Genomic DNA, 12,072 nt, shown 5'->3' with positions numbered 1-12,072 from the left:
CCCAGCATGCGGTTAGGCGGAGACAAACAGAGCAACGGGAGCGGTCATGACCCGAAAAACCCTCATTGCGCCTTCGGTGCTGGCGTCGGATTTCTCCAAGCTTGGCGACGAGGTCGAGGCGATTGTCGCGGCAGGCGCCGACTGGATCCATCTCGATGTGATGGACGGGCATTTTGTGCCCAACATCACGTTCGGCGCGCCGGTCATCAAGGCGATCCGCAGCCGCACCAAGGCCTATTTCGACTGCCATCTGATGATCGCGCCGGCCGATCCCTATCTGGCGGCCTTTGCCGAAGCCGGCTGCGACGGCATCACCGTGCATGCCGAAGCCGGGCCGCATCTCGACCGCTCCCTGCAGACGATCCGAAATCTCGGCAAGAAGGCCGGCGTTTCGCTAAACCCCGGCACGCCGGAAAGTGTCATCGAATATGTGCTGGACCGGCTCGACCTCGTGTTGCTGATGACGGTCAACCCGGGTTTCGGCGGTCAGGCCTTTATCCCAGCCGTCGTCGAGAAGGTCAGGCGGGTCAAGGCGCTGATCGGCGATCGGCCGATCCATATCGAGATCGACGGCGGTGTCAGCCCGGAAACGGCGCCCCTGGTGACGGCTGCTGGCGCCAATGTGTTGGTCGCGGGCGCCGCCGTGTTCAAAGGCGGTACGGTCGATGCCTACCGCGCCAACATCGAGGCGATCAGGACGGCTGCCGACAAAGCGGCGGGCTAAGCTACCTCATCCCGGCGGCGACGGCGTAACTAACCGAACACCCTGTTGCCGCCGATCCAGACACCCTTCATGCCGAGATCGTCGGTAAGTGCGACGATGTCGGCCGCCGTGCCCTTGGCGAGTCGGCCGAGTCGGTGCGACTGTCCGACAGCCTCGGCCGCGTAGAGCGAGGCCATGCGCAGCGCTTCCGCCAGCTCGATGCCGACGACCTTGTGCATGAAGCGCACTGCCGAGATCATGTCGAGGTCGGCGCCGGCCAGTGTGCCGTCGGCCAGGCGCAGACTGCCATCCTTGCGGTAGATGGTGCGGCCGTTCAGCGTGAACGAGGTCATGTCGGTGCCGATCGTTGCCATAGCGTCGGTGACCAGGAAGATGCGCGCCGGACCCTGCTTGGCCTTCAGCGCGATCTCGATTGTCGCGGGGTGCACATGGATGCCGTCGGCGATCAGACCGGCGAAGACCTTGCCGCTGTCGACGGCGGCACCGGCCAGCCCCGGCTCGCGATTGCCGATCTGGCTCATGGCGTTGAACAGATGCGTGGCCATGGAAGCGCCGGCGTCGGCATAGGCGGTCGCTGTCGCATAGTCGGTGTCGGAATGGCCAAGGCTGACGACGATGCCGGCCTTGGCCAATGCCTCCACCTGCGCGGCCGTGACCGATTCCGGAGCGATCGTCGTTTGCAATACCGGCAGCTTCGCCCGGGCTGCGATCAGCGCCGCCTGGTCGGCGTCGTTCATCGGGCGGATCAGCTTCGGGTCGTGTGCACCCTTGCGCGCCAGCGACAGATGCGGCCCTTCCAGATGCAGGCCGAGGAAGCCAGGCAATTTACGTCTGGCTGCTTCCGCGCCGGCAGTGACCGCCGCAGCGGTGATCTCGGGCGTGTCGGTGATCAGCGTTGGTAAAAGCGCGGTGGTGCCGAAAGGCACGTGGGCCTGGCAGATCGTCTCTATGGAAGCGAAGTCCGGATGGTCGTTCAGCATGACGCCGCCGCCGCCGTTCACCTGAAGGTCGACGAAGCCCGGCGCCAGCAAGCCGCCGCCGAGATCGATAGTTTCGGCATTCGCCGGAACGGCATCGCGGCCGACGATCGCCTCCACCAGGCCGCCGGAGACGACCAGCGCGGCATCGTCATGCCAGTCGGCACCGTCGAAGATGCGGGCGCCGGTGAGTGCGAGAGTCTTGCTCATACCGTCTCCGTCACCTTGCGCAGGTTCGGCGGGGTGTCGGGATCGAGGCCGCGGTGGCGGGCGAAGGCCTCGACGAAGGCGTAGAAGGATACGATCAGCGTCAGCGGGTCGGTCAGCGGGTGCCCGGTCGCGGCATGCGGCAGCATGATGGCGTTCTTGGCCAGCTTCGACGTGATGAAGGCCGAGGCGCCCTTGTTGGCCAGCGTGTCCACCGCGGCGGCAAGCGAGGGTTCCGACGCGTCGCGAGCGGCCAGCGCCAGCACCGGGAATGTCGGGCCGACCAGCGCCATCGGCCCATGCATCACCTCGGCGCCGCTGTAGGCTTCGGCGTGCACGGCGCAGGTCTCCTTGAACTTCAGTGCCGCCTCCGAGGCGATCGCGAAAGACGGACCGCGACCGAGGATGAAGAACGAATTGTGCCCATCCAGCGCCGCAGTCAGCGGCGACCAATCGCAGGCGACCGCCTCACGGAACCGTTCCGGCAATTGCTTCAGCGCCGCGATCAGCGCTTCGTCGCTGGTGGCGTGCGCCATCAGCGCGAGGCCGGCCACTGCGGAATTGACGAAGGTCTTGGTGGCCGCGACGCTGAGTTCCGGCCCGGCCAGAATGTCGATCGCATAGTCGGCGGCCCGCGCCAGCGGCGAATCGGCGGTGTTGGTCAGCGCGATCGTCAGTGCACCGCGTGCCTTGGCGCTTTCGGCCATGGCGACAATGTCGGGACTTTTGCCCGACTGCGAGATCGCCAGGCAGGCGGAGCCGTTCAGCCTGAGCTTCGCACCATAGATCGAGGCGACCGACGGGCCGACCGAGGCGACTGCGAGGCCGGCGGTCAGCTCGACCGCGTATTTCATGAAGGTGGCGGCGTGGTCGGACGAGCCGCGCGCCACGGTGACGATGAAATTCGGGTCGCGCTCGCGGATGCCGCGCCCGGCCTCGCTCAGTACCTTGCCGGACTTGTCGAGCAAGCGAGCGGTAGCGTCCGGAATCTCCTCGACCTCGCGGCGCATATGGGTTTTTGTTGTTGTCATGGCCGTACTCCAGTGTCGTCGTTGGTTACGCCAAGCCTGAGCTCGGCGACAAAGTCATAGGCATCGCCGCGATAGACCGACCGGGTGAATTCGATCACCTTGCCACTGGCGAGATAGGATATGCGCTCGATGCGCAACGAGGCGGAGCCGGTCGGCGCTTCGAGCAGTCGCGCGTCGGCCTCGTTGAGATTGACGGCGGAAATTCGTTGCACGGCGCGCACCGGCCGGCTGCCCCGTTCCTCCAGCGCCGCATAGAGCGAGGAGCCGACCGCGGTCGGATCGGGCAAGGCGCTGGCCGAAAGCGAGGCGCGCTCGATCGCCAGCGGCGTATCGTTGGCAATGCGCAGGCGTGCCACCCGCGCTACCATCTCGCTGGCGGCCAGTCCCAGCACCATCATCTCTTCGGGCGAGGGCGCATAGAGCCCGCGATCGAGCCAGGTCGAGCGCACCGCCTTGCCGCGACGCGCCATGTCCTCGGTGAAGGAGGTGAGCCGCGACAGCGACTGCTCGACGCGCTCCATGCGGGGCGCCACGAAGGTGCCGGAACCATGACGTTGGACGAGAATGCCGCCCTTGACCAGATCCTGCACTGCCTTGCGCACGGTAACGCGAGAGATATCGGCCATGGAGGCGATGTCGCGCTCCGAAGGCAGTGCGTCGCCCGGGCCGATCGCGCCACGATTGACGGCATCCTCGATGCTGCGGCGAAGCTGCAGGTAAAGTGGCGCACCGCTTTGCGAAGCCTGTTTCAGCGAAGCAAAGATGGCGTCGCCGGCGTCGCTCATCGCGCAGCCTCGACCGGGGCGGCGAACATGCGCACCGCCATGCGCACCGCGCCGCCCAGCGCATCGTCGAGCGGCGTCTTCAACAAGGCGCGATGGCGCTCGGAAAGGCGCGGCGCATAGAGCGGAGCAAGGCCACCGAGCAGGCAGAGAGGATCGCCAGCTTCCAGACCGAGTACGCCGAGCGAGGCCTCCACGTCGGCGACCGCTTTGTCGACGATCCAGGTGGCGACGGCGTCTCCCTTGGCCGCATAGTCGAACACCTTCGGAGCGAAGCCGCCAAAGTCGCCGGGCTTGGCGTTGGTGGTGAACTCGACCACGTCTTGCGGGTTGTTGCGGAACACGCCCATCATTTCGGCGGTCAGCGGCGATGGCTCGCGGACGCCGTCATAGGCGAGCAGGGTCTGTTCGAGCAGGTCGCGCCCGATGCGTGCGCCGCTACCCTGGTCCCCCACTTGAAAACCCCAGCCACCGATCGGTCGCGACTTGCCGTTCTTGCGCACCATATAGGCGGTGCCGGTGCCGAGGATCGCCATGGCGCCGTCGCCGGAACCGACCGCGCCTTCCAGCGCGATCTCGGCATCCGTCTCCACGCTGGAACGGCTGAAGGGCAGGATCGCCTCGAGTTGCTGCTTGTAGGTGCCGACATTGGCGCCGGCCAATCCGAGCACGGCTGGTGTCTGCGGGATCAAATCGGGGTCTTCGCCGGCCGCGAGAAACGCTTGCCTGGCGGCTTCGACGATGTTGGTGCGGGCGCCGGTTAGATCACTACGGATGTTCGCGGCACCGGCCTTGGCGCGACCCAGGATCGCGCCGTCCGCCGTTGCCAGCGCCGCCCTGCAGCTGGTGCCGCCGCCATCGATGCCGAGCACGAAAGTCACGCTGAAATCTCCTCTCGGTTGATAATACCAATAAAATACCAATAGCCAAGAACAAATTTGTGGTTCGATTCAAAAAGCGGTAACTGTATGAAAAATAGGATGATTTAGTTTGGTCAGAAAGGAAATTGCTGCGAAATTGCTAATGCATGTGGACAAGTGGTATTTTTTTGGTATTGTCGAGAAAGGTGGAGGAATTGGAATGGCGCAGAAGCGCACCGAAGCGAAGCATCGCGACGCGGAAGGCCTGGATGTCCGGGCTCCGGAAGCTGTTTTGGCTTCGCTTGCGGAAGCCCAGATCGAGGCTGCGTCCGCTGTCCGTGAGGCCATCCCCGCCATTGCCTCCGCAGCTGCGTTGATCGCCGATCGTTTGAATGCGGGTGGCAAGCTCGTCTATGCCGCGGCCGGCAGTTCCGGCCTGATGGCTCTGGCCGACGCCCTCGAATTGCCGGGCACGTTCGGCATCGACCGCAGTCGCATCGCCATCCTGATTGCCGGTGGGCAGGAAGCATTCCAGACTCTCGCCGGTGGCCCCGAGGACGACGAGGGCGAGGCGGCCGAAGCCGTTGAAGGTGCTAATATCGGCAAGAACGATTGCTTGATAGCATTGTCGGCCAGCGGCTCGACCCCCTATGCCGTACGGGCATTGCTGGAAGCCAAGCGTCGCGGCGCGGCAACCATCGCCGTGGCCAACAATGGCGAGACGCCGCTGCTGCAGGCCGCCGATGTCGCGATCCTCTTGAAGACGCCGCCGGAAGTCATCGCCGGCTCCACCCGCATGGGTGCAGGCACCGCCCAGAAAATCGCGCTCAACATGCTGTCGACCCTGGCCGCCATCCATCTCGGCCATGTCCATGACGGCTATATGGTCAATCTTCTCGCCGACAACGCCAAACTGCGCGATCGCGCTGCCCGGATTGTCGCCGCCGTCACCGGGCGCGACCGCGGCGATGCCGAACGGTCGCTCGAAATGAGCGGCGGCGCCGTCAAGACCGCCATTCTGCTCGCTGCCGGCGCCACCAGCGTCGATGCTGCCGAGAAGATACTGGAGAAGACTGGCCAGAGGTTGAGGCCGGCCCTTTCCGCCATCAGAGGAGAGCAGGGAGGCGAAAGTCTCCCATCTCGTCAAAACCGAACCTGAAAAAGGTCAACAGGGAGACTGAGCATGAAGACGAAACTTCTTACGGCATTACTTTTGGGCTCCAGCGTACTCGGCTTGGCCGGGACCGCTTCCGCCGCTGATGTCACGCTCAATATCGAAAGCTGGCGCGGTGACGACCTCGCCATCTGGAAGGACAAGCTGATCCCGGCCTTTGAGGCGAAGAACCCCGGCATCAAGGTGGTGTTCGCGCCGTCGGCGCCGACCGAGTATGACGCCGCTCTCGGCGCCAAGCTCGCCGCTGGTTCGGCCGGCGATCTCATCACCTGCCGTCCGTTCGACAAGTCGCTCGAACTCTACAAGAAGGGCGATCTCGCCGACCTGACCAAGCTGTCCGGCATGGAGAATTTCTCCAGCGTGGCCAAGTCCGCATGGTCGACCGACGATGGTTCGGCCACCTTCTGCGTGCCGATGGCCTCGGTCATCCACGGCTTCATCTACAACAAGGACGCCTTCGACAAGCTCGGCCTCAAGGTGCCGCAGACCCGCGACGAATTCTTCGCCGCGCTCGACAAGATCAAGGCCGACGGCACCTACATCCCGATGGCGATGGGCACCAAGGACCTCTGGGAAGCCGCCACCATGGGCTACCAGAACATCGGTCCGAACTACTGGAAGGGTGAAGAGGGCCGTCTCGCTCTGATCGCCGGCAAGCAGAAGCTGACCGACAAGGACTGGGTCGAACCCTATGCCGAACTCGTCAAGTGGAAGCCTTATCTCGGCGACGGCTTCGAGGCGCAGACCTATCCGGACAGCCAGAACCTCTTCACGCTCGGCCGCGCCGCCATCTATCCGGCCGGCTCGTGGGAGATCGGCCTGTTCAACACCCAGGCGCAGTTCAAGATGGGCGCCTTCCCGCCGCCGGTCGGCAAGGCAGGCGACACCTGCTACATCTCCGACCACACCGACATCGGCATCGGCCTCAACGCCAAGAGCAAGAACGCCGACGCGGCAAAAACCTTCCTGACCTGGGTCGCCTCGCCGGAATTCGCCGGCATCTATGCCAACGCGCTGCCAGGCTTCTTCAGCCTGAACTCCGCGCCGGTGAAGATGGCGGATCCGCTGGCGCAGGAATTCGTCTCCTGGCGCGAGAAGTGCAAGCCGACGATCCGCTCGACCTATCAGGTTCTGTCGCGCGGCACGCCGAACCTCGAAAACGAGACCTGGGTTGAATCGGCCAACGTCATCAACGGCACCGACACCCCGGAAGTCGCAGCCGGTAAGCTGCAGAAGGGTCTCGACAGCTGGTACAAGCCGGCGAAGTAAGACTGTGAAACGACCGGGCCGCGTTTATCGCGGCCCGGCCTGTCCCGAACTGTAGATTCTGATTGTCGGCGCGGTTCCTCGCCCTTACGCTCTTCCTTTGAAGACTGGAGAAGGGGCGCCGGCTTCATGTCTGTCGTTTCCCCGGATGTTCGGGGAAAATCTCGGCGGGCAGGCGAGGGGCGGCATTCTCACAATTTGACGGCGACACCCGAGGCGGTAAGGACCGAACTCATGGCTGCAGCATCGAAAAAACCGTTCCGTTTGCACATCGGCGTCTTCCTGGCGCCGGCGGTGCTCGTCTACACGGCCGTTATGATCCTGCCGCTGTTCGGCACGCTGCAGCTCTCGCTGTTCCGTAGCATCGAGCAGGTGCAAACCTTTGTCGGCTTCGACAACTTCCGCACCTTGTTCGGCGACCCCAACTGGTCGTTCAATTTCTGGAACGCGCTGAAGAACAATGTCTGGTTCTTCATCATCCACATGCTGGTGCAGAACCCGATCGGTGTCATGCTGGCGGCGCTGCTCTCCAGCCCGAAGCTGCGTTTCACCGCCTTCTACCGTACCGCGATCTTCATCCCCACGATCCTGTCCTTCGTCATCGTCGGCTTCGCCTGGAAGCTGATCCTGTCGCCGATCTGGGGCGTGGCACCCGACCTGCTCGGCATGGTCGGCCTGAAAAGCCTGTTCACGCCGTGGCTCGGCAAGGAAGAATACGCGCTCACCGCACTCAGCCTGATCTCGGTCTGGCAGTTCGTCGGTATCCCGATGATGCTGATCTACGCAGCGCTTCTGTCCATCCCGGAAGAGGTGATCGAGGCGGCCGAATGCGACGGCGTCACCGGCTGGTCGCAGTTCTGGAAGATCAAGCTGCCGCTGATCCTGCCTGCCATCGGCATCATCTCGATCCTCACTTTCGTCGGCAATTTCAACGCCTTCGACCTGATCTACACCGCGCAGGGCGCCTTGGCCGGGCCGAACTACTCGACCGATATCTTGGGCACCTTCCTCTATCGCGCCTTCTTCGGTTTCCAGTTGCAGGTCGGCGATCCGAACATGGGCGCCACCATCGCCACCATGATGTTCCTGATCATCCTGATCGGCGTCTGCTTCTATCTCTTCCTCGTGCAGCGGCGCCTGCGCCGCTACCAGTTCTGAGGGCGTCACGATGAGTAAGGCCACCTCTTCCCTGCCGCGCACGATCGGCGCGCACGCGATCCTTTTGACCTACACCGTCATCGCGCTGTTCCCGGTCTTCGTCGTCGTCATCAACTCGTTCAAGTCGCGCCAGGCGATCTTTCAGCAGCCGCTGACGCCGCCGACGCCGAAGACCTTCGACCTGATCGGCTACACCACCGTGTTCGGCCAGGGCGATTTCTTCCTCTATTTCCAGAACAGCCTGATCGTCACCGTCGTCTCGCTGTTCTTCGTGCTGCTGTTCGGCGCCATGGCCGCCTTCGCCCTGTCGGAATACCGCTTCCGCGGCAACACGCTGATGGGCTTGTACCTGGCGCTCGGCATCATGATCCCGATCCGCCTCGGTACTGTCGCCATCCTGCAGCTGATGGTGGCTTCGGGGCTGGTCAACACGTTGACGGCACTGATCCTGGTCTACACCGCACAGGGCCTGCCGCTCGCTATCTTCATTCTTTCGGAATTCATGAAGGGCGTGTCGGACGATCTAAAAAATGCCGGCCGCATCGACGGGCTCTCCGAATACACGATCTTCTTCAGGCTGGTGTTGCCGCTGGTCCGCCCGGCCATGGCCACGGTCGCCGTGTTCACCATGATCCCGATCTGGAACGATCTGTGGTTCCCGCTGATCCTGGCGCCGTCGGAGGCCACCAAGACGGTGACGCTCGGCGCGCAGATCTTCCTTGGCCAGTTCGTTACCAACTGGAACGCTATCCTGGCGGCGCTGTCGCTGGCGATCCTGCCGGTGCTGGTCCTCTATCTGATCTTCTCGCGGCAGCTCATCCGCGGCATCACCTCAGGCGCGGTGAAGTAAGCGCCGTCCTCAAAGCAACAACAAAGAAACCCGACACAGGACATCAAAGTGACTTCGACCAAACCCCTCCGCGTTGTCGTTGCCGGCCTGGGCAATATGGGCCGCAGCCACGCGCTGGCCTACTACAACAATCCGGGCTTCGAGATTGCGGCCCTCGTCAACCGTTCGGACGTGCCGCTGCCCGGCGGGCTGGCGGGTCACGAGATCCGTCGTTCGTTCGAGGACGCACTGCGCGACGAGAAACCGGACCTTGCCTGCATCGCCACCTATTCGGACAGCCATGCCGACTATGCGGTGCACGCCTTCGAGGCTGGCTGCCATGTCTTCGTCGAGAAGCCGCTGGCCACCACGGTCGCCGATGCGCGCCGGGTGGTCGACGCCGCCAAGGCCAACGGCAAGAAGCTGGTGATCGGCTATATCCTGCGCCATCACCCGTCCTGGGTGCGGCTGATCGCCGAGGCCCGCAAGCTGGGCGGCCCTTATGTGTTCCGCATGAACCTCAACCAGCAGTCGTCCGGCCATACCTGGCAGACGCACAAGCAGTTGATGCAGACCACCTCGCCGATCGTCGATTGCGGCGTCCATTATCTCGACGTCATGCTGCAGATCACCGATTCCGCGCCCGTCGAAGTGCGTGGCATGGGCGTGCGCCTCTCCGATGAGGTGGCGCCCTCCATGTACAATTACGGTCACTTGCAGGTGCTGTTCGAGGACGGTTCGGTCGGCTGGTATGAGGCCGGTTGGGGCCCGATGATCTCGGAGACCGCCTTCTTCGTGAAGGACGTGATGTCGCCGAAGGGCTGCGTGTCGATCGTCATGGCCGAGGGTGTGAAGTCGGACGATATCGACACCCATACCAAGACCTCGACCATCCGCCTGCACCAGGCCGCGACCGGTGCCGACGGTAAGTTCCTGAAACCCGACGAACTGCTTTCCATGGAAGGCGAACCGGGCCACCAGGAATTGTGCGATTTCGAACAGGCTTTCGTGCTGAAAGCCATTCGCGAGAATGTCGACCTCACCCGCCACATGGACGATGCCGTGCGTTCGCTTGCCGTCTGCCTTGCCGCCGACGAAAGCGTGCGCACCGGCAATCCCGTCAAACTCTAGCAATCGAGCGAGGAACAGCCGTGGGCTCTCTGAAGATCGAGAATGTGAAGAAATCCTTCGGGCCGGTGGACGTGCTGAAGGGCATCGACCTCGACGTGAAGGATGGCGAATTCGTCGTCTTCGTCGGCCCGTCGGGCTGTGGCAAGTCGACCCTGCTGCGTGTCATCGCCGGCCTGGAGGACGCTTCCTCCGGCCGCGTCCTGATCGATAGCCAGGAGGTCACTTCGACGCCGCCGGCCAAGCGCGGTATCGCCATGGTGTTCCAGACCTATGCGCTCTATCCGCATCTCAGCGTGCGCGACAACATGGCGCTCGGCCTCAAGCAGGCTGGCGAGCCGGCTGCCGAGATCGACAAGCGTATCGGCGCCGCATCCGCCATGCTTTCGCTGGAACCCTACCTCAAGCGCCGCCCGGCCGAACTTTCCGGTGGCCAGCGCCAGCGCGTCGCCATCGGCCGCGCCGTGGTGCGCGAGCCGAAGCTGTTCCTGTTCGACGAGCCGCTGTCGAACCTGGATGCCGCGCTGCGCGTCAACACGCGTCTCGAGATCGCGCAGCTGCACCGCCGGCTCAAGGCGACGATGATCTACGTCACTCACGACCAGGTCGAGGCAATGACGCTGGCCGACAAGATCGTGGTGCTGAATGCCGGCCGCATCGAGCAGATCGGCGCGCCGATGGAGCTTTACCAGTCGCCGGCCAATGAATTCGTCGCCGGTTTCATCGGCTCGCCGAAGATGAACTTCGTTGACGGCGCGCGGCTGGGCGAAACCGTCAAGACCATCGGCGTGCGCCCGGAACATCTGACCGTCGATCCGAAGTCCGGTTCGTGGAAAGGCACGGTCGTGCACACCGAACATCTCGGTGCCGACACCAATGTCTATCTCGATTGCGAAAAAGCCGGCCTGATCACGGTGCGCATCTTCGGCGTCTACAACGCCGAGCCGGGGTCGACGCTTTATGCCACGCCGGATCCGGCCAAGACCTACCGTTTCGATGCGGACGGCAAGGCTGTGAAATGAAAATGGCGCCCTCGGGCGCCATTTCTTCGAGCGGTTGACGTCGCAACCACCATCGATCAGCCGACGAAGGCGCGTTCCACCACGAAGGTGGCTGGAGCACTCAGCGAGCCTTCGACGAAGCCAAGGCTTTCAGCCATTTCCTTGACGTCCTTCAGCATGTGCATCGAACCGCAGATCATGATGCGGTCGGTTTCCGGGTTCAGCGGCTCGATACCGAGGTCGGTATAGAACTTGCCGGAGCCGACCAGCGCCGTGATGCGGCCCATACGCTCGGAGGTTTCGCGCGTCGTCGAATTGTAGAGCGTCACGCGCCCGTTGGTGAATTCGCCGATCAGCGGGTCCTCCGCCAGCGCTGCCACCAGTTCCTGGCCATAGGCCAACTCGGCCACGTCGCGGCAGGTGTGGGTGAGATAGACGTGCTCGAACTTCTCGTAGGTATCGGGGTCGCGCAGCAGGCTGGCGAAGGGCGCGATGCCGGTGCCGGTCGAGATCATGAACAGGCGCTTGGCCGGGGTAAGTGCGTCCAGCACCAGCGTGCCGGTCGCCTTGTGGCGCATCAAAATGGTGTCGCCGGGCTGGATCTTCTGCAGGTGCTGGGTGAGCGGGCCGTCCGGCACCTTGATGGAGAAGAATTCGAGCTCTTCGTCCCATGCCGGGCTCGCCACGGAATAAGCGCGGTATACCGGCTTCTCCGCATTCGGCAGGCCGATCATGACGAACTCGCCGGAGCGGAAACGCAACGATTGCGGCCGGGTGATACGGAAGGAAAACAGCCGGTCGGTGTAGTGCTTCACCGAAACGACCTTTTCAGCAAAAACGTTCGCCGGAATAGGGAACTGCAACGGCGTGGCTGCATCCGTGCTCTGGGCGGAAGCGGTGCTCATAGAACCAACCTTTTCCTGCTGCCTGGGGCT

General features: G+C 63.5%; 12 protein-coding genes. 7 read left to right on the top strand and 5 right to left on the bottom strand.

Features of this window, described 5'->3' with window-relative positions; genetic code table 11:
* Positions 1 to 46: 46 nt before the first annotated feature.
* Positions 47 to 724 carry a ribulose-phosphate 3-epimerase gene (gene rpe / locus FZF13_RS09270; RefSeq protein WP_024924394.1) on the top strand — a complete coding sequence of 226 codons (678 nt, stop codon included), beginning with the start codon at positions 47 to 49 and terminating at the stop codon, positions 722 to 724.
* Between the two features lie 29 nt (positions 725 to 753).
* On the opposite strand, the gene nagA is transcribed toward rpe, so the two are convergent.
* The 4 genes from nagA to FZF13_RS09250 are packed head-to-tail and all read right to left on the bottom strand — an operon-like array spanning position 754 to position 4,602.
* On the bottom strand, positions 754 to 1,911 hold the full coding sequence (gene nagA / locus FZF13_RS09265) for an N-acetylglucosamine-6-phosphate deacetylase (RefSeq protein ID WP_024924393.1): 1,158 nt from the start codon (positions 1,909 to 1,911) through the stop codon (positions 754 to 756).
* Positions 1,908 to 2,939, bottom strand: a complete 1,032-nt coding sequence (locus tag FZF13_RS09260; protein ID WP_024924392.1) for an SIS domain-containing protein — start codon at positions 2,937 to 2,939, stop codon at positions 1,908 to 1,910. Before FZF13_RS09260 ends, nagA begins: the two co-directional genes overlap by 4 nt.
* Positions 2,936 to 3,724: a GntR family transcriptional regulator gene (locus FZF13_RS09255; RefSeq protein WP_024924391.1), complete on the bottom strand. Its 789-nt coding sequence runs from the start codon at positions 3,722 to 3,724 to the stop codon at positions 2,936 to 2,938. Before FZF13_RS09255 ends, FZF13_RS09260 begins: the two co-directional genes overlap by 4 nt.
* Positions 3,721 to 4,602, bottom strand: coding sequence for a glucosamine kinase nucleotide-binding domain-containing protein (locus tag FZF13_RS09250; protein ID WP_024924390.1), 882 nt, complete (start codon positions 4,600 to 4,602; stop codon positions 3,721 to 3,723). The genes FZF13_RS09255 and FZF13_RS09250 overlap by 4 nt, the downstream gene beginning before the upstream one ends.
* A gap of 199 nt (positions 4,603 to 4,801) precedes the next feature.
* Between FZF13_RS09250 and FZF13_RS09245 the strand changes: the two genes are divergently transcribed.
* From FZF13_RS09245 to FZF13_RS09220, 6 genes are all read left to right on the top strand, one after another.
* On the top strand, positions 4,802 to 5,740 hold the full coding sequence (locus FZF13_RS09245; RefSeq protein WP_024924389.1) for an N-acetylmuramic acid 6-phosphate etherase: 939 nt from the start codon (positions 4,802 to 4,804) through the stop codon (positions 5,738 to 5,740).
* Between the two features lie 24 nt (positions 5,741 to 5,764).
* Positions 5,765 to 7,024 carry an ABC transporter substrate-binding protein gene (locus tag FZF13_RS09240; RefSeq protein ID WP_024924388.1) on the top strand — a complete coding sequence of 420 codons (1,260 nt, stop codon included), beginning with the start codon at positions 5,765 to 5,767 and terminating at the stop codon, positions 7,022 to 7,024.
* 231 nt (positions 7,025 to 7,255) lie between these two features.
* Positions 7,256 to 8,179: a carbohydrate ABC transporter permease gene (locus FZF13_RS09235; protein WP_024924387.1), complete on the top strand. Its 924-nt coding sequence runs from the start codon at positions 7,256 to 7,258 to the stop codon at positions 8,177 to 8,179.
* Between the two features lie 10 nt (positions 8,180 to 8,189).
* The gene (locus tag FZF13_RS09230) at positions 8,190 to 9,029 is read left to right on the top strand and encodes a carbohydrate ABC transporter permease (RefSeq protein WP_024924386.1); all 840 of its coding nucleotides are present in this window, start codon (positions 8,190 to 8,192) and stop codon (positions 9,027 to 9,029) included.
* A 48-nt stretch (positions 9,030 to 9,077) separates the two neighbouring features.
* Positions 9,078 to 10,139 (top strand): Gfo/Idh/MocA family protein, encoded by a 1,062-nt coding sequence (locus FZF13_RS09225; protein WP_024924385.1) that lies wholly within the window; start codon positions 9,078 to 9,080, stop codon positions 10,137 to 10,139.
* Positions 10,140 to 10,159: 20 nt separating this feature from the next.
* Positions 10,160 to 11,158: an ABC transporter ATP-binding protein gene (locus FZF13_RS09220; protein WP_024924384.1), complete on the top strand. Its 999-nt coding sequence runs from the start codon at positions 10,160 to 10,162 to the stop codon at positions 11,156 to 11,158.
* A gap of 56 nt (positions 11,159 to 11,214) precedes the next feature.
* Here the strand turns inward: FZF13_RS09220 and FZF13_RS09215 are convergent, their stop codons facing one another.
* Complete coding sequence (locus FZF13_RS09215) at positions 11,215 to 12,042, bottom strand: ferredoxin--NADP reductase (RefSeq protein ID WP_024924383.1); 828 nt, start codon at positions 12,040 to 12,042, stop codon at positions 11,215 to 11,217.
* Between the last annotated feature and the right edge of the window lie 30 nt (positions 12,043 to 12,072).

It is taken from the genome of Mesorhizobium terrae (genome assembly GCF_008727715.1).
GTDB classification, from domain to species: Bacteria; Pseudomonadota; Alphaproteobacteria; order Rhizobiales; family Rhizobiaceae; genus Mesorhizobium; species Mesorhizobium terrae.
This window is presented reverse-complemented; position numbering and strand designations above follow the sequence as displayed.

Coding starts and splice junctions, on each gene's coding strand:
- rpe (WP_024924394.1), top strand. CDS start 47: ATGACCCGAAAAACCCTCATTGCGCCTTCGGTGCTGGCGTCGGATTTC.
- nagA (WP_024924393.1), bottom strand. CDS start 1,911: ATGAGCAAGACTCTCGCACTCACCGGCGCCCGCATCTTCGACGGTGCC.
- FZF13_RS09260 (WP_024924392.1), bottom strand. CDS start 2,939: ATGACAACAACAAAAACCCATATGCGCCGCGAGGTCGAGGAGATTCCG.
- FZF13_RS09255 (WP_024924391.1), bottom strand. CDS start 3,724: ATGAGCGACGCCGGCGACGCCATCTTTGCTTCGCTGAAACAGGCTTCG.
- FZF13_RS09245 (WP_024924389.1), top strand. CDS start 4,802: ATGGCGCAGAAGCGCACCGAAGCGAAGCATCGCGACGCGGAAGGCCTG.
- FZF13_RS09240 (WP_024924388.1), top strand. CDS start 5,765: ATGAAGACGAAACTTCTTACGGCATTACTTTTGGGCTCCAGCGTACTC.
- FZF13_RS09235 (WP_024924387.1), top strand. CDS start 7,256: ATGGCTGCAGCATCGAAAAAACCGTTCCGTTTGCACATCGGCGTCTTC.
- FZF13_RS09230 (WP_024924386.1), top strand. CDS start 8,190: ATGAGTAAGGCCACCTCTTCCCTGCCGCGCACGATCGGCGCGCACGCG.
- FZF13_RS09215 (WP_024924383.1), bottom strand. CDS start 12,042: ATGAGCACCGCTTCCGCCCAGAGCACGGATGCAGCCACGCCGTTGCAG.